Source organism: Pseudomonas sp. Root562 (genome assembly GCF_001427125.1).
Lineage (GTDB): Bacteria > Pseudomonadota > Gammaproteobacteria > Pseudomonadales > Pseudomonadaceae > Aquipseudomonas.
Map to the genome: position 1 here is coordinate 271,484 of NZ_LMGK01000021.1, position 21,763 is coordinate 293,246.

Sequence of the window (21,763 nt, forward strand, 5' to 3'; positions counted from 1 at the left end):
ACAGGAGATAAGGACATGAGCGGTATCCCGTTTGATCAGCGCGAAGGATGGATCTGGCTCGATGGCGAATTTGTCGAGTGGTCCGAAGCGCGCCTGCATGTACTGACCCACGGCTTGCATTATGCAAGCACGGTGTATGAAGGGGAGCGCGTGTACAACGGCAAAATCTTCAAGCTGCGCGAGCACACCGAACGGCTGTATCGCTCGGCGCAACTGATGGACTTTGCCCTGCCGTTTGAGCCCGCTGAGCTGGAAGCGGCGAGCCACGAACTGCTGCAACGCAACGGTGTGGTCGAAGGTTACCTGCGACCGGTCGCGTGGCGTGGCAGCGAGATGATTTCCACCTCGGCACGTTTCAATCGCGTGCATGTGGCGATCGCTTGCTGGCAATGGCCGAGCTATTTCGACCCGGCGGCACGCATGGCCGGCATTCGCTTGAAAACCGCGATCTGGCGTCGACCGCCACCCAACAGCAGCCCCTTTGAAGCCAAGGCCTCCGGGCACTACCAGATCGCCACGTTGAGCAAGCATGACGCTGAGAACAACGGCTACCACGACGCCTTGATGCTCGACTGGCGCGGGCACGTTGCCGAAGCCACCAGTGCCAATGTGTTTTTCGTCAAGGACCGGACATTGCACACGCCGGTGGCGGACTGTTTCCTCAACGGCATTACCCGGCAGACCGTGATCGAACTGGCGAAGGCGCTGGATTATCAAGTGGTCGAACGGACGATCCTGCCGACCGACCTGGGCGCCTTCGATGAGTGTTTTCTGACCGGCACTGCCGCTGAAATCACCCCGGTGCAATGCATCGACGAGCAGTCCTACCGACCGGGCAATGCCTGCCGCGATTTGATCGCCGCTTACACCTCAACCGTCAACGCCTGAACAACAGCCAGGAACTTCGCCATGTCAGATCAAGGGATAGTCGCGTCTACACCTTATGTTTCACTGGGCCATCGTCATCAACAATTGTCGGCGCAGGGCTGGACGGTGCTCACCCCCGGGGAATTTGCTCACGATGTTGTAGGAACACTGCACGAGTTCGGTCAGGTCATTCCGCAGTTCAACGGTCAGGTCGCCTTCGCTATCACCCGCAAACCAGGGTATGAAGCGTTGCCGTACTCCCAGAGCATGAACGGCATCGGCCCGCACACCGAAGCGCCGGTCTATGGACCGCCGCCCCGTTATCTGGCGTTGCATTGCCATAAACAGGCGACCTGCGGTGGCGGGCACACGGGGCTGGTGGACGGTTATGAATTTCTCAAGTCCCTCGAGCGCTCCGAACCGCAACTGCGCGAATGGCTCGACGACACGCCCGTGGAGTTTGTCGCCACCGCCAAGCCTGGCGAGCCGGCGCAAACCCGAGTCAGGGAGTACATCCTCACCCCGACCGCAGACGGCGATATTTTTCGCTTCAGCTACAACCAGTTTCACTATGGCGACGTGAACCCTTCGAAGGAAGCGTTACAGCAGTCGCAGGTCGCCAACGGCACGTCGCCGCTGGCCAGGTTTGCGGCGCTCGGCGAGGCCTACTTTGTCGAGCACAACACCCCGGTGCTGATTCCCGACGGGTGCCTGCTGATTTGGGATAACTGGCGGATGATTCACGCCCGCAGCCGATACACTGACCCGGCGCGCAACCTCACCCGCTACTGGCTGGCCTGATTTTTCCGTCGCCCTTCATTCTTCAGGCGCACCCCTCGCGGGTGCGCTTCTTACAGGTATTGCGTCATGCAAACAGCAATCGAGATTGCTCAAGTCGATCATCAACTGATCGTTCGGCTCAATCAGGCCTGGACCAAACGCGCCACGGTGTGTGCGCCGGACAAAGCCCAGGTCAACGAAGTGTTCGATCCGTCGCGCCCTGATTATCCAGAATGCATGGTGCCGTTTTTCCATCACCCGGCATTCCAGGCCTTGAGTGATGAACTCAAAAGCAGCGTGGTGACCTGGGGCTGGATCGGCTACAACCTGCGCACCGTGACCGCCGAGGAACACGTGGTGAATCCGGCGCTGAGCGTCATCGCCAATCAGTACCTGGGCAAGGACGACTGGCATTTTCGCGAGGCCATGCAACAGACGCTGATCGACGAGCACTACCACACGCTGATGCACCTGCGCGCTATCGAACGAACAAAACTCGACCGCGCACTGGATCAGGATCTGGACTTGCCACCGTCAGTCACTTACCTGCGCCTGAAAGCCTTGTGCGAAGAGCTGACTGAGCAATGGCAACGGGACTTGGCGGCGATCACGTTTGCGGTGGTGGCCGAGATCAGCGTCAATGCCTACCTCGACCTGCTGGCGGATGACCAGACCATCCAGCCGCAAAACCGCCGCGTCGCCGAACTGCATAACCGCGACGAATATGCCCACAGCAAGGTGCTGGCCGAGGTGGCCAAGGTCATGTACGCCAATATGCAGCCAGTCCAGCGGGAATTTTTCGCCCGCAACCTGTCGGTGGCGCTGAGTGCTTTTATCGCCCAGGACTACTCGATGTGGGAGGCGATCCTGACGCAGCTGGGGATTGAGGATGCGGCGCTGATCATTGCCGATACCCGCGAGAGCAACAAGAACGCGACGATCATGCGCGACTACAGTGGCCTGCATAAACTGGCCCGCGACCTGGGCATCAGCGAGCAGATCGACTTTGATTTTCGTCCAACCCTCAAAGCTACGGCAGCGGCTTGAATCCGGAGGTGTGCATGTCCGTTCCTGTGTACGAAGTGTTCGCCATCCGCGTCGGCGCCAATGCCCAACGCACCGCCCGAGAGAATTTTCTCTACGACGCCTGCTGCGGCGATCCGAATGCGCCGATGCCGCTGGATTATTACTTCTGGGTCATCCGCAACGAGCAACAGGTGATCGTGGTCGACACCTGTTTCCAGCCGGCCACGGCGGATCGCCGCAATCGCCAGATGTATCGCCTGCCGGAAGAATCCCTGCGCCAACTGGACATCGATCCGGCGCAGGTCGAGCACCTGATCCTCACGCATTTGCATTGGGATCATGCCGGCAATCTGGGGTTGTTTCCGAAAGCCACGGTGCATTTGCAGGAGGCTGAATTGCGTTTTTGCACCGGGCCGAAGATGGCCCATCACACGGTGAATAAAACCTACGAAGTCGAGGACGTGATGTCGGCCCTGCCACCGCTGTTCGAAGGGCGGATGCGTTTGCACAACGGCACGGTTGAAGTCATGCCCGGCGTGACCTTGCACGCCGTGGGCGGCCACACGCCGGGCAGTCAGGTGGTGCGGGTCAATACTGCGCGTGGTTGGATTGTGCTGGCGTCGGATGCCGCGCATCTGTGGGTCAACATTCGCCAACGCAGCCCGTTTCCGATCATCGATGACCTGGCGCAAAGCCTTGAAGCGTTCAGTGAAATCGACCGCCTGGCCGACAGCGAAGACCACGTCATCCCCGGCCACGACCCGCTGATCGCCGAGCGCTTCCCGCACTGGAATGATGACCCGCATATCATCAGCCTGCACCAGACCCCGATCTAAAGCTCACCCCTGACCTGTAGGAGCAAGGCTTGCCCGCGATAGCGGTGTTTCAGACACAGCAATGTTGCATGTGCTGACGCCATCGCCGGCAAGCCGTGATCCTACAGGGGTTGGATCAGCCCTGAAGTTTGAGCAGGTTCCCCAACGTCCCCAGTGCCTCATCGATCCGCGGCGAATATGGCGTCCCACAGCCAATACGCAGAAAATTCCTGAACCGCTTGGCGTTGGAAAAGATATCCCCAGGTGAAATCTGGATGCCGACGTCCAGCGCTTCATGAAAAAGCGCCATGGACGAATACTGCACAGGCAATTCCACCCACAGCAACGTGCCACCCTGCGGATTGGTCACTCGGGTACCCTCGGGAAAGTAGCGCAGGATCGCTGCGCTCATTTGCTGGCGCTGTTGGGTCAGGGTTTTTCTCAAACGTCGCAGATAGCGCTCGTAGGAAGGTGTGCCCATGAACGCACTGACCGCCAGCTGTGACAGCTTCTCGCAGCCGCGGGTCTGGGTGTGCTTGAGCATTTCCACGCGGTCGTGCCACTTCCCCGCACTGATCCAGCCCAGGCGCAGGCCCGGGGCCAGGGTTTTGTTCAGCGAAGCGCAATAGATCACATTGTCGCTGCGGTCCCAGTGCTTGAGGGTGGACAGCGGTTGCTCGGTGTCCACCAGGTCACCGTAGGTGTCGTCCTCGATCAGCACCGTATCGTGCTCGGCGCAGAGTTTCACCAGTCGGGCCTTGTGGCTGTCGGGCATGATGCTGCCCAGCGGATTGTGCAGGTTGGGCATGACGATCAGCGCCTTGATCCGCTCCGGCCCTTGCAGCAAATGTTCAAGGGCCGGCAGATGAATTCCCGCATGGGGCGAAGCGGGGACTTCGAGCACCCGCAGGTTCAGGCTTTCGAGAATTTGCAGCACGCCGTAGAAGGTTGGCGATTCCACGGCCACGGTATCACCGGGGTGGGTCACGGCACGCAGGGCCAGGTTGATCGCTTCGGTGGCGCCGTTGGTGATGACAATGCGTTCGGCTGTCAGATGGGTCTTGGCGGTCAGCATTCGGCGGGCAAGGACGCTGCGCAGCGTACTGTTGCCGCTGGTCGAACCGGTGGTGTCGAGCAGGTGCTGATCCTGGCGCAAAGTCTTGATCATGTTGTCCTGCAAGGTCTTCAACGGATAGAGCTGAGGTGCGCAATAGGCGCTGGCCAGATTGACCTTGATCGTCGCCCGCTGACTGGCTTTGAGCACCGCTGACACTTGCTCATGGATGCCGACATACACCCCGCTATCCAGCGGCGGGAGCAGGGTGATCGGCGCGGATTGTTTTGGCGTATCCGGCTGGCGAATGTAATTGCCCGAGCGCGGTCGCGCTTCCAGCACGCCATAGTCCTCAAGCTCCCGGCACACCTGCACGGCGGTCGACAGGCTGACGGCGTGTTTTTCCATCATCAGCCGTATCGAAGGCAGGCGCTCGCCGGTTTTCAGGGTGCCGCTACGGATCGCGTCCAGATAATGATTGGCCAGCTGACGGTAGAGAGGGAGCGTGTTCATGATGACCTCGGCAGTCGCACCGCTGAGGTCTTGGGCTGGAAACTGAGTTGACGCTTCCCGCAGACGGACCCGTGGTGCAGAAGGGGGAAGGGAAGTGGTGTTCTGGCGTTGATACTGGAAGAGTAATCGGGGATTCGCCGCAATCGCGGGCAATAAAAAGCCCCGCACGAGGGCGGGGCGCTAAGTGAGTCGCTGAGGTGACTGTGGCGATGGAGCTGGCTTGTGCTTGAGTGCGCTGCACTCACGAAAATCTGTAAGTGCCGTCAAATTCCGGGGGCCGCTGCGCAGCCCGACGCGAGCCAGCTCGCTCGCCACAAATAATGGGGTATCAGGTTATTGAGCGGTGATGCTATAGCCGTCGAACGCCGTCTGCTGTTGCAGGGCGGTGATGATGTTCTTGCGGTTGACCGCTTGTTCGCTGCCGGCATTGTCCAGGAATGTCTCGTTTTCCAGCTCGGCTTCATCGCCTTCGCCAACAAAACTGAAACCGAGGAATTCCAGGGCTTCACGGTCGACGCTCAAACGCGAGCGCGGGGTGCGCAGCGGCAGCGTCACACTCATGCCGTCCTTGCTGATGGTGAACACTTCGACTTCTTTCTTGGCCTTGGCAGCCTTGCTCTTGCCACCGCTCGGGTTGCTGATGGCCTGGTGGGTCTGGTTCAGCACTTTCAGCGCCAGGCCGTAGACAATTTCCTGGAACGCCGGGTCATCCTTGAAGCTGGACAGGATGCGGCTGATCGGGAATTTGCTGCTCAGGTCTTCGAGCGCGGCGATGTCGGCGGCTTCGGCGTCCTTGAGCTGCTTGAGCTGGCCCATCAGTTCGTACGCCTTGTCATCGTCGAAGCTGTCGTGGGCCTGACGGATCGCGGCGCGCAGCTCGCGGATCTGGTCGCTTTCGCGGGTGGACTGGAAAGCGTCCAGCACCATCTCGCTGATGGTTTTGGCCTGGGGCACGTGTTGTGAAAGATTGATGGAGTTTTCGTATTCCGCTTTGGACGACAAGGTGACTACGGATTCAGCGGTATTGGAATCGGACATTGAAATTTCACTACTTTTTTCAGCTTGAATAGGGGCGAGAAAGCACGGGGGCTTTTTCAGGTCGCCTAATCTATTGGACCGGGGCGGCGTTGTCACGGAGCAACGGGCGGTTGGTCGTTTTTTTGCCTTGCTGGATAATCGCGATCCCCTGTAGGAGCGAGCCTGCTCGCGATGTGATCGTTCCCACACTCTGCGTGGGAATGCAGCCCGGGATGCTCCGCGTCCCTGCCAGAGCCGAACGCGGAGCGTCCGTTGAGGCATTCCCACGCGGAGCGTGGGAACGATCAAAATCGCTGGCAAGCCAATTCTCAAGCCTGCCCCGGTGTATTGAGGTTCATCGAACGCACCGCCAACGCAGTCGCTGTCTCTTCATCAATCGGCAACGAAAACCGAAAGGTCGCCCCGCGTCCCGGCACATCGATCAACTGGATATCGCGCCCGTGCAATTGCAGGATGCGATGCACGATTCGCAAACCCAACCCGCCATCACGCCGTGCGCCGCCGATATTGAACGGGCGCAGGAACAACCCGTCGCGCAATTGCGGGGCAATCCCCGGTCCTGTATCGCTGACGGTCACTTCGATAAACGAGCCTAGCGGGCGCAAGCCAAGTTCGATTTCGCCACCTTGTGGGGTATGGCGCAGAGCGTTGTCGAACAGGTTGGTCAGCACCCGTTCGATCAAGCCGAGATCCGCGCACGCCACCGAGACGTTCGGGGCAAAGGTGGCCTTCAATTCGACCTCGCGCGCTTCGGCGGTGAGCTCGAACTTCTGGAAAATGTCCTGGGCCAGATCGGTCAGGGAAAACCGCTCCAGCACCGGCTGCACAAAACCATGTTCCAGCCGCACCAGCTCCAGCAGTGATTGCGCCAGCCCACCGACCTTGCGGCTCTGATCCAGCGCAATGCCCAGATAACGGCGGCGATCGGCGGGGGACAGCGTGGCGTCCTTGAGCGACAGGGTTTCCAGATAGCCGTGCAGTGAGGCCAATGGCGTGCGCAAGTCATGGGAGATATTGGCCACCAGTTCACGGCGCTCCTGATCCTGGCGGGTCAGCGAGCGCCACTGCTCGCCGAGGCGTGCCTGCATCTGCCGGAACGTGGCGTCGAGGATGGCAATTTCATCGTGGCTGGCGGTTTTTTCTACGGTAACGGGCAGGGCCGGGGTGACCGGGACGCCGTCAATGTCGAACTGGCTGACGGTTTCGGTCAAACGGCGCAACGGCCGGGTGATCAGGGCAAACGCGGTGAGACCGGCAATCAGGCACAGCAGCGCGACCAAACCGATGGACAGCAGGGCGGTGTTGAGTGCGGCACTGGTGGCACCGCGTTCGGCCAGCCGATCGTGGTCTTCGCCGAGCAGGACCACGTAGAGGTAACCGGCGGGTTTGCCATCGACCTTCAGTGGCGCGGCGCTGAATACCTTGCGGGTATCCACACTGCGCGGATCGTCACCGAGAATCGGCAGTGCATCGCCCCGCAGCAGGCGCTGGATCGGCGCCAGGTCGAGCCGGTCGCGCCGAATCCTCCCTTCGGGCGCGGCGCTGCCAACAATCCTGCCTTCGGTATCGAGCAGGTACACCTCGACACTCGGGTTGACCTGCATCAGCTTGCTGAACAGATCGCGCACCGCATTGGGCATCAGTCCCTGGGTGTCCATCAGCACCGTGTCATTGGCGATGTGTTGCGCCAGGTCGCGGGACAAGCCTTGCACCACTTCCTGTTCATGCATCTGGTTGGAGCGCACCTGCATCCACGCGGACGTGCCGCAGCACACCAGCAACAACACGGCGAACACCAGCGACAGGCGCTGTGTGAGCGTCAACCTCATGGCTGCGGTTCCTCCCCGGTGGCGAATTTGTAGCCACGCCCCCATACCGTGAGGATGCGCACCGGTTGCGCCGGGTCAGTCTCGATCTTGGCGCGCAGGCGATTGATGTGGGTGTTGACCGTGTGCTCGTAGCCTTCGTGGCTGTAGCCCCACACGGCATTGAGCAGGTCCATGCGCGAGAACACCTTGCCGGGCTGACGGGCGAAGAAGTACAGCAAGTCGAACTCACGGGGTGTGAGGTCCAGCCGCCGACCGTTCAGAGCCACTTCGCGGGTGATCGGGTCGATGGCCAGGCCGTCGATGTTCAGGCTGCCGGCGTCCATCTTCAGGTTGCGCGCCATCGCATCGACCCGGCGCAACAGGGCTTTGACCCGCGCCACCAGTTCCAGCATGGAAAACGGCTTGGCCAGGTAATCATCGGCACCCAGTTCGAGGCCGAGGATCCGGTGCACTTCGCTGGAGCGAGCGCTGGTGATGATGATTGGCGTGTAGCGGGCCATGGCCCGGGCGCGGCGGCAGATTTCCAGGCCATCGACACCGGGCAGCATCAGGTCGAGGATCAACGCATCCCAGTTGCCTTGCTGCAACAGGCGCATGCCCTCATTGCCATCGGCACTGTGGACCACCTCGAATTGCTCATCACGCAGATGCAGGCAAATGAGGTCGGCGATGTGCGTATCGTCCTCGACCACGAGGACGCGTTTAGTCTGTTCCATCCAGCTCAATCCTTCGGCGCAATGAGCGCATTGTGCGGGTTTTCCAGCGCCCGAGTTATCACGAATTGTTTAACTTACCGTGAGGATTTGGCGATCACCCAAAGCCTAGGCTGTGTTCCATGAAACACCCCTGGTTTTGGGAGACAAGCATGTTTTCACGACGGCAATTTCTTGTAGCGAGCAGCGGGCTCGGGGTCACGGCCCTGGCGATCGGCCTGTTGCCGAAGTTATCCACAGGCTCGGCGTTGATCAGCGAGGTCAACGCGGCCGAGGCGTTCGAAGTGACCCACACTGATAGCGAATGGCACGCGATCCTCAGCGACGAGCAGTACGAAATCCTTCGCGAAGAGGGCACCGAGCGCGCCTACAGCAGCCCGCTGAACAACGAACACCGTGACGGTACGTTCACCTGCGCCGGTTGCGATCTGCCGCTGTTTTCCTCGGCCACCAAATTCGACAGTCGCACCGGTTGGCCGAGCTTCTGGGCGCCACTGGACAAGGCTGTGGCCACTCGACAGGACCGCACTTTCGGCATGGTCCGCGAAGAGGTGCATTGCCGACGTTGCGGCGGGCATTTGGGCCATGTCTTCGATGACGGCCCGAAACCGACAGGCCTGCGTTATTGCATGAACGGACTGGCGATGAAGTTCGTGCCCAAAACCGTCTGATTTTTGCCTGCCTGCCCTTTGAATCATTCTGGAGTTGCTTACATGAAAAACCTGCTCACCTGGCGTCGTGCGCTGCTGGCCCTGGCCACCGTTAGCGTTATCGGCCCATGCTCGGCGTTCTCCTTGGGTGGTGCCGAAGAAGCGGTGGTGATTGCGCCGCCAGCGCTCGATGAAGTCACTCAGGCCCGCAGCGCAACCGCGGTGTTCGCCGGCGGTTGTTTCTGGGGCGTGCAAGGGGTGTTTCAACACGTCAAAGGGGTGAAGAATGCGGTTTCCGGTTACGCCGGTGGTGCAGCCGACACGGCACAGTACGAGCGCGTCAGCGACGGCAATACCGGCCATGCGGAATCTGTCGAAGTGACGTACGACCCGAGCCAGGTCAGTTACGGCACCTTGCTGCACATCTACTTTTCAGTCGCCCACAACCCGACCGAACTCAACCGCCAGGGGCCGGACACCGGGACTCAGTACCGTTCGGCCATCTTCACCAAAAGCGCCGAGCAGCAAAAAATCGCCCAGGCCTACATTGCCCAGCTCGACGCGGCCAAGTCCTTCAACAAACCGATCGTGACCAAGCTGGAAAGCTACAACGGTTTCTACCCGGCCGAAGAAGAGCATCAGGACTTTCTCACCGAGCACCCGACCTATCCTTACATCGTGATCAATGACCTGCCGAAAGTGGCGCAGCTCAAGCAGCTGTTTCCCGAGCGTTATCAGGAAAAACCGGTGCTGGTGAAGGAGGGGAGGTAAGCGTCAGGAGTGCTTGCCCCACTTCTGTACCGCGAATTCGACGAAACGGCGCAATTTCGGCAAACGGTGGCGATCCTGCGGGTAAACCAGATGCATCGGACGGCTGGGCGGGCAGTAATCCGGCATCAATGCCAGCAGGTTTCCTTGCCGCAGGTCTTCTTCGACCAGCGCGTCGGGCATCATCACGATGCCCATACCCGTCAGCGCCGCCTGATGCAGGCCGGCCGAACTGTTGATCAGCATCGGCCCGCTGACTCCCACGCTGACTTCGCCATCAGGTCCGGCCAGACGCCATTCCTTTTGCACCGACTGCCAGTCATCCCCGGCCGGATAGGCAAACGACAGACAATCGTGCTGTCGCAGGTCTTCAGGCGTTTGCGGTGTGCCCCGACGGGCCAGATATTGCGGCGAGGCGCACATGGTCAGGGTGTAGTCGATCAGCGGGCGGGCGATCAGGTTTGAGGGTTCCAGTGCGCCGAGTCGAAACGCCACATCCAGGCCGTTCTCCAGAAGGTCCGGACGGCGGTTGGTCAGCACCACATCAAGCTTCACCCGCGGGTTTTGCAAGCTGAACTCACTCAGCGCCGGTGCCAGCCGCTCGGTGCCGAAGGTCAAGGGAGCGGTGATGCGCAAGATGCCGCTCGGTTCGTCGAGGGCCTGTTCTGCAAGCCGCTCGGAATCCGCCACCAGTCCCAACACTTCCAGACAACGCTGGTAATACGCGGCACCGAATTCGGTCAGGCGCTGACGCCGCGTGGTGCGGTGCATCAGGCGCACACCCAGACGCTGTTCCAGTGCCTTGAGGTGATTGCCGACCATGGTCGTGGACATTTCGCACTGAAAAGCCGCGGCGGTCATGCTGCCGGTTTCCACCACTTTCACGTAAACACTCATTGCCTGGAATAAATCCATTATCAAGCTCGGCTTTTAAATGATTGAAGTTTTGAGGCGTTTATCCAGCTCAGGTGGCTAACCATACTGCAAAAACACCGACCCTTGCTGGAGCTTGATGTCATGACCGCCGCCTGCCTGATGAGCACTTACCAACCCTTGGCCCTGAGTTTCAACAAAGGCCTGGGCACACGCCTGTGGGATCAGGCCGGTCGTGAGTATCTGGATGCGGTGGCCGGTGTGGCCGTGACCAACGTTGGCCATTCCCACCCGAAAATCGTTGCCGCCATCAGTGAGCAAGCCGGATTGTTGCTGCATACGTCCAACCTCTACAGCATCGACTGGCAACAACGGCTGGCGCAAAAATTGACGCGGCTGGCAGGGATGGACCGGGCGTTCTTCAACAATTCCGGGGCCGAGGCCAACGAGACGGCGCTGAAAATCGCCCGGTTGCATGGTTGGCACAAAGGCATCGAGCAACCGTTGGTGGTGGTCATGGAGAACGCTTTCCATGGTCGAACTCTCGGCACGTTGTCCGCCAGTGATGGCCCGGCCGTGCGTCTGGGCTTCAACAAATTGCCGGGTGATTTCGTCAAGGTGCCGTTCGGCGACCTGCAAGCGCTCGACCAGGTGCAGCAAGCGCATGGCTCGCGGATCGTGGCGATCCTGATGGAGCCGATCCAGGGCGAAAGCGGCGTACAACTGGCGCCGCCCGGTTACCTCAAGGCGCTGCGCGAACGGTGCAACCGGCGTTCATGGTTGCTGATGCTCGACGAAATCCAGACCGGGATCGGTCGTACCGGACAGTGGTTCGCCTTTCAGCACGAAGGCATCGTGCCGGACGTCATGACCCTGGCCAAAGGCCTCGGCAACGGCGTGCCCATCGGTGCCTGTCTGGCCCGTGGCAGGGCCGCAGAGCTCTTTACCCCGGGCAGCCACGGCAGCACGTTCGGCGGCAATCCGCTGGCCTGCCGCGTCGGTTGCACCGTGCTGGATATCGTCGAAGAACAAGGGCTGCTGGAGAACGCCCGGCTTCAAGGGGAGCATTTGCTCGAAAGATTGCGCACAGAATTGGCGGGCCATCCGAACGTCGCGCAGATCCGCGGTCAGGGCCTGATGATCGGCATCGAACTGAAACAACCGATCCGCGACCTGAGCCTGATCGCCGCCCGGGACCACGGCTTGCTGATCAACGTCACACGCGGACAAATCATCCGCCTGCTGCCGCCGCTGACCATTGATGAGCGGGAGGTGGAGATGATTGTCAGGGGGATAAGTGGGTCGATAAAAATCAGTGCCTGATCAAAGCATTGATTTCAGCCCGATCTTTCAACTGGACCTTCGAACCGCAAAAGCGCTCGAACAACCGCTGATGCGCCACAAACCCACTGGACCCATCACGTGTTCGATAGCTTGCGGCCCACTCCAGCAACGCCATCGATCGCTCGTCGTCGTTGACTTCGCGCTGGCGGATATTGGCGAGGCAAGCTTCATCTTCAATGCACAACCAGATCAGCGCTGTTGCGCGGTGCAGCAGTTCGCTGATGATCCAGCCGTAAACCCCTTCGATCACCCAGCAGGGTTCATCGGCGGCGATGCGCGCCATGCCCAGGGCTTCGGCGCGGGGGCGGGGGATGCTGTGTTCGTCGGATAGCCAGTGAATCTGATCGAGATCGACCCATGGCACGCACAATTGCTCGGCGAGCCGTTGCGCTAGCCAGCTCTTGCCGGAACCGGAGTTACCGATGATCAGGGTTCGGGTGAGGTCCATGAGCGACACCAAATGAAATGGAAATCAGCCGGTTTTCAATCTTCTGTCTCGGGAGCCACCATGCGTGTCTTCGGGGAGCCATTCGAGTTGTGCTGATAAATATCCTGCGGCTGTCCCTTGTCATTGAAAAACACCTGGCCGATGCCCGCGGAGTTCCACAGTCGTTCACCTGCTTCAGCATGCTCCGGAACGTGCGGCACGATGCGCATGCGCCGACGTTTGGTCAGCCAGTTCAGCGGTGAGCGCGGCGAATACAGCCAGCGGTTGAGGCGGTCGAACCATTCCAGCAGCGCCGGCGGAAATTCATTCTTGATGCCGCTGCTGGTGATCTGCCAGATACGCGGCCCAGCCTTGCGATGGCGAATCAGCACTTCGTAGACGAAGGAATAATGCACATCGCCCGACAGCACCACGTAATTACCCGGTGTGCGCGAGTGGCGGAAAATGTTCAGGATCACCTGGGCCGCGCCGCGATGGGCCATCCAGTTTTCCGCGTCCACCAGCAGCGGATAGCCGAACCAGCTGAACACCCGTTGTACCGTCTCGATCAGTTTCACGCCGAACACTGGCGCCGGTGAAACGATGATCGCCGACGGATGATCCAGCAGCTCCTGTTGCAGTTCGCTGAGGGCCTCCCAGTCGAGCAGGCCCGAGGGTTGCTTGAGGTTCATCTCGCTGCGCCAGCGTCGGGTGCGGGTGTCGAGCACGACCATGGCTGGCGTGGTGGGCAGCACGTAATGCCAATGCTGGAAACGCAACAGTTCATCGATCAACCGGTCCTGGACGTCACTGTCGAGATAGCGGTCGTGCCCGGTGTCGCTGAATGCACGGGCCTTCTCGACGACATCGACAAAGGCGTCCGGATTGTTGCCCCAGCCCTGGCACAGCATGTAGGCGATCAGCGCATTACCGATGATGCGTCTGGAGAACGGATGGCCGTAGGCCGTTTCTTCCCATTGCGCAGAGAGGTTCCAGTCATCGGTGATGTCGTGGTCGTCGAAAATCATCAGCGTCTGCACGTGCGCCAATGCCCGCGCAACGCGGCCCAGACCAGCCTTGAAACCGTCGATGCGCACCTGTTCCAGCGCATAGCGTTCACGACGTTCCTTGATCAGTTTTGGCGGCTTTGGCGCGATCAGCGACCATGGGGTCGGCGACCAGACCAGCAGGTACATGGCCATGACTTCGGCGAACGTCACCAGATGATTGTCGGCACTGCTGCTGGTGAAAATCGGCTTGCGCGCTCCCCCGAAAAAGCGATCGCGCAGGGTTTCGTTGCTCTTGAGTGCCGGCAGCAAATCGGCGCGGTGGTAGTAGCACGCCGCGTGGCCGTACAGCTCGGCGCTGTCGCTGACCACGGCACCTTGCAGATGCTCGCCGAACAATCCCAAGCGCTCGATAAGGCCATGAATCGCCCGCAGCATCGGCCCGGCGACATCGTCGGCGTACACCTGATCGCCACTCATCATCAGCAGCGCCGGACGATCCTTGGCTTCGTGTGCTTGCGCCAACAGGTTGTCGACGCACAGCAAGCCGTCGGTCGCCGGGTGATGGGGCTTGCGGCAGGAACCGTGCAGCAACTGATCGATGCGCGAGCGCAGGACGAAGTTCGGGCAATCCGCCTCGCTGTAAAGCAAATGCGGCGCCCAATCGGCGATGCCTTTGCCGTCTTCCAGCAGCAGGTCGTATTCGATACGTTGGTCAAAGGGCAGGGCAGCGTCCAATGACACATCGATCAAATGCACGAAGGCGTGCGTGCCCACCGCAATCACCGTGCAATGCCCGGCGTCGAGACGGATATCGGCAACGCCCTGCAAACGCAGGGTCAGTTCCAGCGCACGGGACCCCACCAGCCACATCACCAGTCGTGTGGGCTCCAGCCGCCGCAGCAGCGGGCCGGCGAGGACCGGGGGCAGGGATTGAGCGTCGGGCAGGGGCAGCGTTGCGGACATCCGGGGTCAAGACTCTTGAGGGCTCAGAGGCGGGCGATGATAGCGCAGGTGGCGGCGGGACAGGCTATTGTGGGTGTCAGAACATCTCGATTGGAAAGGGTCTGCCATGAACACACGTATCCTGCCGGCACTGGCCATTTTGCTGCTGGTGCAATCCCCGGCCCATGCCATCAACGACAAGTACCGCCAGCAGCTGGAAAAGTCCGGTTGCACCCAGGTGAGCGAGTTGCAGGGCTGCGATATCCACAAGACCAAGGCGGAAAACGCCAAGGCCGGATTCAGCAACCCGGCCGTGCCTGCCGCTGGCGAAAAGACCAAGGAACCGAGCACTGGCACCCAAGAGGGAGCCGCCCCGCCTGTCACCAAATGAAAAGCCATTGTCGTCTGATGAGAAGCGTCTCAACAGGCCTGGTCCTACAGTCCAATCAGCGCAATTCGATGCAACACGCCCATATTGCAGATTGGAGAATAAGAAAAATGGCTAAAGCCGTACGCTTTTACGAAACCGGTGGTCCTGAAGTCCTGCGTTATGAGGACGTTGAAGTCGGCGACCCCGGTCCGGGCCAGGTGCGTCTGCGTCATGTGGCGGTCGGCCTGAACTATGCCGACACCTACTTTCGCAATGGCACTTACCCGATCCCGATGCCCAATGGCATGGGGGTTGAGGCGTCCGGCGTGGTCCAGGCCATCGGCGAAGGGGTAACCAATGTCCAGGTGGGGGATCGCGTCACTTACACCGGTTTCCTCAACACCCTCGGCGCCTACAGCACCGAGCGCCTGATCCCGGCCGCACCGTTGATCAAGCTGCCGGAAACCATCAGTTTCGAAACCGCTGCCGCCATGACCATGCGCGGCCTGACGTCTTCGTACCTGATGCGCCGCATCTACGACTTCAAGGAAGGCGATAGCATTCTGCTGCATGCCGCTGCCGGTGGTGTGGGCCTGATCGTTTCGCAGTGGGCCAAACTGCTGGGCCTGAACGTGATCGGCACGGTCTCGACCGAGCAAAAGGCTGAAATCGCCCGGGCTCACGGTTGCGACCATACGATCAATTACAGCCATGAAGACGTTGCCGCTCGCGTTCGCGAACTGACCGACGGTGTGGGCGTCAACGTGGTGTTCGACAGCGTTGGCAAGAACACCTTCATGGGTTCGCTGGATTCGTTGAAACCCCGTGGCCTGATGGTCTGCGTGGGTACGGCGTCCGGGCCGATCCCGGCCTTCGACCCGGTGATGCTGGCGATGAAAGGTTCGCTGTTCCTGACCCGCCCGGCCCTGGCCAACTACATCAGCGACCCGGCGGAAAAGGCCGAGCTGGCCGGTGAGTTGTTCGACCATGTCGGCAGCGGCCGGATCAAGATCGAGATCAACCAGCACTACGCCTTGCAGGATGCGGTGCAGGCGCACCGTGATCTTGAATCGCGCAAGACTACCGGCTCGTCGATTTTCGTCATTTAAGGAGCTGCCAGCCATGAAAGTCGAACAATTGACCTGCAGCATCGGTGCCGAGTTGACCGGCGTAAACCTGGCCGACGCGGTGCACGACGACGGTCTGTTTGCCGAAATCCGTGCCCAGCTGCTAAAGCATCGAGTGGTGTTCCTGCGCGATCAGGACATCACTCGCGCCGAGCACGTGGCTTTTGCCCGGCGCTTCGGTGAACTGGAAGATCATCCGGTGGCCGGCAGTGATCCGGAGCATCCCGGGCTGGTGCAGATCTACAAGAACCCCGACCAGCCGATGGACCGCTACGAAAACGCCTGGCACACCGATGCCACCTGGCGCGACGCCCCGCCGATGGGTTGCGTGCTGCGCTGCGTGGAGTGCCCGCCGGTGGGCGGCGATACCATGTGGGCCAACATGGTTCTGGCTTACGAAAATCTGCCGGATGATGTGAAAGTGAAGATCGCCGACCTGCGCGCCCGTCACAGCATCGAAGCCAGTTTCGGCGCGGCCATGCCGATCGAGAAGCGCCTGGCGCTGAAGGCGATGTACCCGGACGCCGAGCACCCGGTGGTGCGCACGCACCCGGAAACCGGCGAAAAGGTGCTGTTCGTCAATGCCTTCACCACTCACTTGAGCAATTACCACACCCCTGACCGGGTGCGTTTTGGCCAGGACGCCAACCCTGGTGCGGGCGAGTTGCTGCGTTACCTGATCAGTCAGGCATATATCCCTGAGTATCAAGTGCGCTGGCGCTGGAAGCCCAACAGCATCGCCATCTGGGACAACCGCAGTACCCAGCATTACGCCGTCATGGATTACCCGCCGTGCCATCGCAAGATGGAGCGCGCCGGGATCATCGGCGACAAGACTTACTGATCCACCGCCTCTGCATTCGCTCTCGTAAACACGCCTGCCTGGCGCGACCCCGGGTGGGCGGGACAATCATAAGAACTGGAGTAAACCATGCAATTCTTCGACGATTCCCTGCACCCCGAAAACATGGAAAAAGTGGTTATCACCGTGGCCCCGTACGGCCCGGAGTGGATGCCCGAAGATTTCCCGGAAGACATCCCGCTGACCATGGACGAGCAAATCCACAAAGCGGTCGAGTGCTATGAAGCCGGCGCCACGGTCCTGCACTTGCACGTGCGGGAACTGGACGGCAAAGGGTCCAAGCGCCTGTCGAAGTTCAACGAACTGATCGCCGGTGTGCGTGCCGCCGTGCCGGACATGATCATTCAGGTCGGCGGCTCGATTTCCTTCGCCCCGGAAAGCGACGGTGAAGCGGCCAAGTGGCTGTCCGACGACACCCGCCACATGCTGGCCGAGCTGACGCCGAAACCGGATCAGGTCACGGTGGCGATCAACACCACCCAGATGAACATCATGGAACTGCTGTATCCGGAATACCTGGAAGGCACTTCCCTGGCCAACCCCCTGTATCAGGCTGCCTACAGCGAAATGACCGTGCCGGCAGGTCCGGCCTGGGTCGCCGAACACCTCAAGCGCCTGATGGCCAATGGTATTCAGCCGCACTTCCAGTTGACCGGCATGCACGCCATGGAAACCCTCGAGCGCCTGGTGCGCCGTGGTGTCTACAAAGGCCCGCTGAACCTGACCTGGATCGGCATCGGCGGTGGTTTCGACGGGCCGAACCCGTTCAACTTCTTCAACTTCATCCACCGCGCGCCGGACGGTTGCACCCTGACCTCCGAATCGCTGCTCAAGAACGTCATGCCGTTCAACACCATGTCGATGGCCATGGGCATGCACCCGCGCGTGGGCAACGAAGACACTATCATTGATCACAAGGGCGAGCGTTTCGGCTCGGTGGCGCAGATCAAGCAAACCGTGCGCATTGCCCACGAACTGGGTCGCGAAATCGCCACGGGCAAAGAAGCCCGTGAGATCTATCGCATCGGTGTGCAGTACGACAGCATCGAGGAAACCCTGTTGGCCAACGGCATGGCGCCCAACCGCAAGGCCGGGCAGAAAGGCGTGCCGCAACGCGGCTGACCGACACGGCGAGCGAGCGGCCGTGACCGCTCGCTCGACGCACTGCTACACGCTTGATAACAACAATAAAACAAAGCTTTGAGGAGGCTGCATGGCCTTTCACCCAATCGCCGACGATGACGACTCCGGTGGAGTCGTTGTTGCGCGTAAATATGCCTGGATCGTCTTTGCCCTGACGTTCAGCCTGTTGATTTCCGATTACATGTCGCGCCAGGTACTGAACGCGGTGTTCCCGCTGCTGAAAAGCGAGTGGGCGCTGAGCGACGGCCAACTCGGCCTGCTCAGTGGCATCGTTGCGCTGATGGTCGGGCTGCTGACGTTTCCGCTGTCGCTGATGGCCGACCGTTTCGGCCGGGTCAAGAGCCTGGCGCTGATGGCGATGCTCTGGAGTCTCGCGACCCTTGGCTGCGCATTGGCCCAGGATTACCAGCAGATGTTCATCGCGCGTTTCATGGTCGGCGTCGGCGAGGCAGCCTATGGCAGCGTCGGCATCGCCGTGGTGATTTCGGTGTTTCCGAAACACATGCGTGCCACCCTGGCCAGTGCCTTCATGGCCGGTGGCATGTTCGGCTCGGTGCTGGGCATGGCGCTGGGCGGGGCCATCGCCGCCAAACTGGGCTGGCGCTGGTCGTTTGCCGGCATGGCGCTGTTCGGCCTGGTGCTGGCGATGCTTTATCCGCTGATCGTCAAGGAAGCACGCATTGCGCCGCAACGCGCCGCCAAGGCTGTCGCGGTGGTCAAGCGGCCGTTGCGCACGTTGTGGTCCAGCCGTTCGGTGGTGGCAACTTACGTCGCCAGCGGCTTGCAATTGTTCGTCGGTGGCACGGTGATGGTGTGGATTCCCAGCTACCTCAATCGCTACTACGACATGCCCACCGACAAGGCTGGCGGCATGGCGGCGATCATCGTGTTGTGCAGCGGCGCGGGGATGATCCTGTGCGGCATGCTCAGCGATCGCCTGTGCCGTCACTCGCCGGAGCGCAAAGTCAGCCTGGCCATCGGTTTTTGCCTGGGCAGTTGCCTGTTGTTGTCAGCAGCATTTGCCTTGCAAGCAGGGCCGTTGCAACTGGCGCTGATCTGCCTGGGCATGTTGATCGCCACCGGCACCACCGGCCCATGCGGCGCGATGGTTGCCAACCTGACGCATTACTCGGTCCACGGCACGGCGTTCGCCACGCTGACCCTGGCCAACAACATGCTGGGCCTGGCACCGGGGCCGTTCATTACCGGCCGGGTGTCCGATCTCATCGGTTTGCATGCCGCGTTTCAACTGGTGCCGCTGGTCAGCCTCGCGGCAGCAGCGGTGTTCTTTTATGCCAAGTGTCATTACCACAAAGATATTGCCCGCCTTCAGGGTCAGAGCGTGCCTGACCCTGTCCGTGAAGCCGGGATAGAGGTGAAGTTGTGAGTCGTCGTTTACGTATTGATGTGTTTTTCGATTTCATCTGCCCCTGGTGCCTGATCGGTAAACGCCAACTGGAGCATGCGCTGGTGCAGTTCCGCAGTCGCCATCCGGATGTACAGGTCACCACGGCGTGGCACGGTGTGCAGTTGCTGCCGCAGTTGCCGGTGGAGGGTGAGCCATTCGCCGATTTCTACCGCAAGCGCTTGGGCAATGCCGACGCCATGACCATGCGCCAGGCCCAGGTACAGGAGGCTGCCAGGGCGGTTGGACTGGCGATTGATCTGAGCCGCATCGAAACGATGCCCAACACTGCCGACGCCCATCGCTTGTTCCAGCGTGCCACGGCGCTGGGCAATGCGGCTCAGCGTGAAATGTTGCTTGAACGCCTGTTCGCCGGCTATTTCCAGAGACGCGAAAACCTCGGTGATCGCGAGACCCTGCTCGCCATTGCCCGCTCTTGCGGCCTTGACCCGGACACCCTGGTCGACTGTCTGAAAGGAGACGCCACACCGTTTGCAGCGCCACCGGAGGCGACCAGTGGTGTGCCGAGTTTCCAGTTCGACCAGCGCGTGACCGTCATCGGTGCACAACCGGCCCAGGCGCTGCTCGGGGCGATGAACGAAGCCCTCAAGCACAGTGAGCGCGAGCGGCAGCCGGCATGACCCGGCGCATTCCCGTACCTGCTGGCAAACACCCGCAGGCCGGTGGCCGTGCGCTGTTCGAATTCGAAGACAAAAGCCTGGCGTTGTTCAACGTCGACGGGCAGTTGTTTGCCATCGACGACAGCTGTCCGCATCAGGGCGCCTCGTTGTGCGGCGGGCGGCTTGAGGGCTGCGTGATTCAGTGTTGCGCCCATGGCCTGCGATTCGATCTGCGCAGCGGCTACATGCTCAATTCCACGCTGGTCAAAGTCACCCACTACCCGGTCGAGATCATCGACGACCAGGCGTTTATCGTCATCACTTGCGAGGAGTCCGCGCCATGAGCGCCATCGCTCTCACCCGTATCCACAGTCGCACGCGCGAACTGGCGCCGGGGCTTATCGTCAGCCTGATCGTGGCGGCCGCCGCGTCGTTCCTGTCCGAGCATTACGGTGCGCCGGTCATGCTGTTTGCCTTGCTGCTGGGCATGGCCCTGAATTTTCTGGCCGATGACGGCCCGTGCAAGGCCGGTGTCGAGTTCACCGCCCGCACAGTGCTGCGCATCGGGGTCGCACTGCTGGGCATGCGCATCACCCTGGAGCAAATGGCGGCGCTGGGCTGGAAGCCGATTGCGCTGGTGGTGATTCTGGTGGTGGTGACCATTGGTGTGTCAGTGATCGCGGCCAAGGCGTTGGGCTTCCAGCGCCTGTTCGGCATGCTGACCGGTGGGGCGACGGCGATCTGTGGTGCTTCGGCGGCGTTGGCGCTGGCGGCGGCGCTACCCAACCATCCGCAAAAAGAGCGCGCTACGTTATTCACGGTGATTGGTGTCTCGGCGTTGTCGACCCTGGCAATGATTGTCTACCCGATGATTGCCAACTGGCTGGAGTTGTCGCCGCAGGTGGCAGGTGTATTCCTCGGCGCGACCATTCACGATGTCGCGCAAGTGGTCGGCGCCGGTTACAGCATGTCCACCGAAACCGGTGACACGGCCACGGTGGTCAAACTGATGCGCGTGGCGATGCTGCTGCCGGTGATCGTCACCGCCGCGATGATCACCCGCATGCAGGGCGCCGACCCGACCGGCAAGCGCCCGCCATTGCTGCCGTGGTTTGCCGTCGGTTTCCTGATCCTGGCCTGCATCAACAGCACCGGCTGGGTGGCGCCGGCGGTGCAGGGCTCGGTCAATGAACTGTCACGCTGGTGCCTGGTGGTTTCCATCAGTGCCCTGGGCATGAAGACCCGCTTGAAGGAGCTGGCAGCGGTCGGGATCAAGCCGATTTTGCTGATGGTGGGGGAGACAGTATTCCTCGTCGTGCTGGTGTTGTTGCTGCTGCGCTGGGGTTTCTAGGATTCACACAGAGCGCTCGATGCAACCAGCCACGAAACCCGTAGGAGCAAGGCTTGCCCGCGATAGCGCCGGGTCAGGCGCCATTGATGCCGGATGTGCCGGCCTCATCGCGGGCAAGCCTTGCTCCTACAGGGAGAGGGTTGTTTATCGAGTTTTCGGACAGCCACAGAGAAATGAATGCTGATTTCGCTCTTTGCGGCGACCGTGCCAGCGGTCGCCGTTTTTTTTTGCCTGCT

The 21,763-nt window shown here is 60.8% G+C and carries 22 protein-coding genes; 15 read left to right on the forward strand and 7 right to left on the reverse strand.

Annotated features, from left to right (window positions below):
• Window positions 1-15 precede the first annotated feature (15 nt).
• The 4 genes from ASD60_RS17010 (at window position 16) to ASD60_RS17025 (ending at window position 3,509) form a co-directional block, all read left to right on the forward strand.
• Window positions 16-888, forward strand: a complete 873-nt coding sequence (locus ASD60_RS17010) for a branched-chain amino acid aminotransferase (protein WP_056855114.1) — start codon at window positions 16-18, stop codon at window positions 886-888.
• A gap of 21 nt (window positions 889-909) precedes the next feature.
• Window positions 910-1,668, forward strand: a complete 759-nt coding sequence (locus ASD60_RS17015) for a TauD/TfdA family dioxygenase (protein ID WP_056855115.1) — start codon at window positions 910-912, stop codon at window positions 1,666-1,668.
• A gap of 66 nt (window positions 1,669-1,734) precedes the next feature.
• Window positions 1,735-2,694, forward strand: a complete 960-nt coding sequence (locus ASD60_RS17020) for a diiron oxygenase (protein WP_056855116.1) — start codon at window positions 1,735-1,737, stop codon at window positions 2,692-2,694.
• 14 nt (window positions 2,695-2,708) lie between these two features.
• Window positions 2,709-3,509: an N-acyl homoserine lactonase family protein gene (locus ASD60_RS17025; RefSeq protein ID WP_056855117.1), complete on the forward strand. Its 801-nt coding sequence runs from the start codon at window positions 2,709-2,711 to the stop codon at window positions 3,507-3,509.
• A gap of 115 nt (window positions 3,510-3,624) precedes the next feature.
• On the opposite strand, the gene ASD60_RS17030 is transcribed toward ASD60_RS17025, so the two are convergent.
• The 4 genes from ASD60_RS17030 to ASD60_RS17045 all read right to left on the reverse strand — a co-directional run bounded on the left by ASD60_RS17030 (window position 3,625) and on the right by ASD60_RS17045 (window position 8,638).
• Entirely contained in the window at window positions 3,625-5,055 is a 1,431-nt protein-coding gene (locus tag ASD60_RS17030) for an aminotransferase-like domain-containing protein (protein WP_056855118.1), read from the reverse strand.
• Between the two features lie 333 nt (window positions 5,056-5,388).
• The gene (locus ASD60_RS17035; protein WP_056855119.1) at window positions 5,389-6,093 is read right to left on the reverse strand and encodes a hypothetical protein; all 705 of its coding nucleotides are present in this window, start codon (window positions 6,091-6,093) and stop codon (window positions 5,389-5,391) included.
• Window positions 6,094-6,401: 308 nt separating this feature from the next.
• Window positions 6,402-7,922, reverse strand: a complete 1,521-nt coding sequence (locus ASD60_RS17040) for a sensor histidine kinase (RefSeq protein ID WP_056855120.1) — start codon at window positions 7,920-7,922, stop codon at window positions 6,402-6,404.
• Entirely contained in the window at window positions 7,919-8,638 is a 720-nt protein-coding gene (locus tag ASD60_RS17045) for a response regulator transcription factor (protein ID WP_056855121.1), read from the reverse strand. Before ASD60_RS17045 ends, ASD60_RS17040 begins: the two co-directional genes overlap by 4 nt.
• 149 nt (window positions 8,639-8,787) lie before the next feature.
• On the opposite strand from ASD60_RS17045, the gene msrB reads away from it, so the two are divergent.
• Complete coding sequence (gene msrB / locus ASD60_RS17050; protein ID WP_056855122.1) at window positions 8,788-9,306, forward strand: peptide-methionine (R)-S-oxide reductase MsrB; 519 nt, start codon at window positions 8,788-8,790, stop codon at window positions 9,304-9,306.
• Between the two features lie 42 nt (window positions 9,307-9,348).
• The gene (msrA, locus tag ASD60_RS17055) at window positions 9,349-10,056 is read left to right on the forward strand and encodes a peptide-methionine (S)-S-oxide reductase MsrA (protein ID WP_056855123.1); all 708 of its coding nucleotides are present in this window, start codon (window positions 9,349-9,351) and stop codon (window positions 10,054-10,056) included.
• A 3-nt stretch (window positions 10,057-10,059) separates the two neighbouring features.
• Here the strand turns inward: msrA and ASD60_RS17060 are convergent, their stop codons facing one another.
• Window positions 10,060-10,968: a LysR family transcriptional regulator gene (locus ASD60_RS17060; protein ID WP_056855124.1), complete on the reverse strand. Its 909-nt coding sequence runs from the start codon at window positions 10,966-10,968 to the stop codon at window positions 10,060-10,062.
• A 102-nt stretch (window positions 10,969-11,070) separates the two neighbouring features.
• Here ASD60_RS17060 and ASD60_RS17065 point away from each other — a divergent pair, with 102 nt between their 5' ends.
• A complete protein-coding gene (locus tag ASD60_RS17065) occupies window positions 11,071-12,249 on the forward strand; it encodes an aspartate aminotransferase family protein (protein WP_056855125.1) in 1,179 nt (392 codons plus the stop codon).
• Here the strand turns inward: ASD60_RS17065 and ASD60_RS17070 are convergent.
• Together ASD60_RS17070 and ASD60_RS17075 are read right to left on the reverse strand one after the other, a co-directional pair.
• Complete coding sequence (locus ASD60_RS17070) at window positions 12,239-12,718, reverse strand: adenylate kinase (RefSeq protein ID WP_056855126.1); 480 nt, start codon at window positions 12,716-12,718, stop codon at window positions 12,239-12,241. The genes ASD60_RS17065 and ASD60_RS17070 overlap by 11 nt on opposite strands.
• Window positions 12,719-12,753: 35 nt before the next feature.
• Entirely contained in the window at window positions 12,754-14,670 is a 1,917-nt protein-coding gene (locus ASD60_RS17075) for an alkaline phosphatase D family protein (RefSeq protein ID WP_056855127.1), read from the reverse strand.
• Between the two features lie 106 nt (window positions 14,671-14,776).
• On the opposite strand from ASD60_RS17075, the gene ASD60_RS17080 reads away from it, so the two are divergent.
• From ASD60_RS17080 to ASD60_RS17115, 8 genes are all read left to right on the forward strand, one after another.
• Window positions 14,777-15,040 carry a hypothetical protein gene (locus tag ASD60_RS17080; RefSeq protein WP_056855128.1) on the forward strand — a complete coding sequence of 88 codons (264 nt, stop codon included), beginning with the start codon at window positions 14,777-14,779 and terminating at the stop codon, window positions 15,038-15,040.
• 107 nt (window positions 15,041-15,147) lie between these two features.
• The gene (locus ASD60_RS17085; RefSeq protein WP_056855129.1) at window positions 15,148-16,128 is read left to right on the forward strand and encodes a quinone oxidoreductase family protein; all 981 of its coding nucleotides are present in this window, start codon (window positions 15,148-15,150) and stop codon (window positions 16,126-16,128) included.
• 13 nt (window positions 16,129-16,141) lie between these two features.
• A complete protein-coding gene (locus tag ASD60_RS17090) occupies window positions 16,142-16,990 on the forward strand; it encodes a TauD/TfdA dioxygenase family protein (RefSeq protein WP_056855130.1) in 849 nt (282 codons plus the stop codon).
• Between the two features lie 87 nt (window positions 16,991-17,077).
• A complete protein-coding gene (locus ASD60_RS17095) occupies window positions 17,078-18,130 on the forward strand; it encodes a 3-keto-5-aminohexanoate cleavage protein (protein ID WP_056855131.1) in 1,053 nt (350 codons plus the stop codon).
• Window positions 18,131-18,221: 91 nt separating this feature from the next.
• Window positions 18,222-19,538 (forward strand): MFS transporter, encoded by a 1,317-nt coding sequence (locus tag ASD60_RS17100; RefSeq protein ID WP_056855132.1) that lies wholly within the window; start codon window positions 18,222-18,224, stop codon window positions 19,536-19,538.
• A complete protein-coding gene (locus ASD60_RS17105) occupies window positions 19,535-20,197 on the forward strand; it encodes a DsbA family oxidoreductase (protein ID WP_056855133.1) in 663 nt (220 codons plus the stop codon). The genes ASD60_RS17100 and ASD60_RS17105 overlap by 4 nt, the downstream gene beginning before the upstream one ends.
• The gene (locus ASD60_RS17110; protein WP_056855134.1) at window positions 20,194-20,520 is read left to right on the forward strand and encodes a Rieske (2Fe-2S) protein; all 327 of its coding nucleotides are present in this window, start codon (window positions 20,194-20,196) and stop codon (window positions 20,518-20,520) included. The genes ASD60_RS17105 and ASD60_RS17110 overlap by 4 nt, the downstream gene beginning before the upstream one ends.
• Window positions 20,517-21,527 carry a YeiH family protein gene (locus tag ASD60_RS17115; RefSeq protein ID WP_056855135.1) on the forward strand — a complete coding sequence of 337 codons (1,011 nt, stop codon included), beginning with the start codon at window positions 20,517-20,519 and terminating at the stop codon, window positions 21,525-21,527. The genes ASD60_RS17110 and ASD60_RS17115 overlap by 4 nt, the downstream gene beginning before the upstream one ends.
• Window positions 21,528-21,763 lie beyond the last annotated feature (236 nt).

Coding starts and splice junctions, on each gene's coding strand:
- ASD60_RS17010 (WP_056855114.1), top strand. CDS start 16: ATGAGCGGTATCCCGTTTGATCAGCGCGAAGGATGGATCTGGCTCGAT.
- ASD60_RS17015 (WP_056855115.1), top strand. CDS start 910: ATGTCAGATCAAGGGATAGTCGCGTCTACACCTTATGTTTCACTGGGC.
- ASD60_RS17020 (WP_056855116.1), top strand. CDS start 1,735: ATGCAAACAGCAATCGAGATTGCTCAAGTCGATCATCAACTGATCGTT.
- ASD60_RS17025 (WP_056855117.1), top strand. CDS start 2,709: ATGTCCGTTCCTGTGTACGAAGTGTTCGCCATCCGCGTCGGCGCCAAT.
- ASD60_RS17030 (WP_056855118.1), bottom strand. CDS start 5,055: ATGAACACGCTCCCTCTCTACCGTCAGCTGGCCAATCATTATCTGGAC.
- ASD60_RS17035 (WP_056855119.1), bottom strand. CDS start 6,093: ATGTCCGATTCCAATACCGCTGAATCCGTAGTCACCTTGTCGTCCAAA.
- ASD60_RS17040 (WP_056855120.1), bottom strand. CDS start 7,922: ATGAGGTTGACGCTCACACAGCGCCTGTCGCTGGTGTTCGCCGTGTTG.
- ASD60_RS17045 (WP_056855121.1), bottom strand. CDS start 8,638: ATGGAACAGACTAAACGCGTCCTCGTGGTCGAGGACGATACGCACATC.
- msrB (WP_056855122.1), top strand. CDS start 8,788: ATGTTTTCACGACGGCAATTTCTTGTAGCGAGCAGCGGGCTCGGGGTC.
- msrA (WP_056855123.1), top strand. CDS start 9,349: ATGAAAAACCTGCTCACCTGGCGTCGTGCGCTGCTGGCCCTGGCCACC.
- ASD60_RS17060 (WP_056855124.1), bottom strand. CDS start 10,968: ATGGATTTATTCCAGGCAATGAGTGTTTACGTGAAAGTGGTGGAAACC.
- ASD60_RS17065 (WP_056855125.1), top strand. CDS start 11,071: ATGACCGCCGCCTGCCTGATGAGCACTTACCAACCCTTGGCCCTGAGT.
- ASD60_RS17070 (WP_056855126.1), bottom strand. CDS start 12,718: ATGGACCTCACCCGAACCCTGATCATCGGTAACTCCGGTTCCGGCAAG.
- ASD60_RS17075 (WP_056855127.1), bottom strand. CDS start 14,670: ATGTCCGCAACGCTGCCCCTGCCCGACGCTCAATCCCTGCCCCCGGTC.
- ASD60_RS17080 (WP_056855128.1), top strand. CDS start 14,777: ATGAACACACGTATCCTGCCGGCACTGGCCATTTTGCTGCTGGTGCAA.
- ASD60_RS17085 (WP_056855129.1), top strand. CDS start 15,148: ATGGCTAAAGCCGTACGCTTTTACGAAACCGGTGGTCCTGAAGTCCTG.
- ASD60_RS17090 (WP_056855130.1), top strand. CDS start 16,142: ATGAAAGTCGAACAATTGACCTGCAGCATCGGTGCCGAGTTGACCGGC.
- ASD60_RS17095 (WP_056855131.1), top strand. CDS start 17,078: ATGCAATTCTTCGACGATTCCCTGCACCCCGAAAACATGGAAAAAGTG.
- ASD60_RS17100 (WP_056855132.1), top strand. CDS start 18,222: ATGGCCTTTCACCCAATCGCCGACGATGACGACTCCGGTGGAGTCGTT.
- ASD60_RS17110 (WP_056855134.1), top strand. CDS start 20,194: ATGACCCGGCGCATTCCCGTACCTGCTGGCAAACACCCGCAGGCCGGT.
- ASD60_RS17115 (WP_056855135.1), top strand. CDS start 20,517: ATGAGCGCCATCGCTCTCACCCGTATCCACAGTCGCACGCGCGAACTG.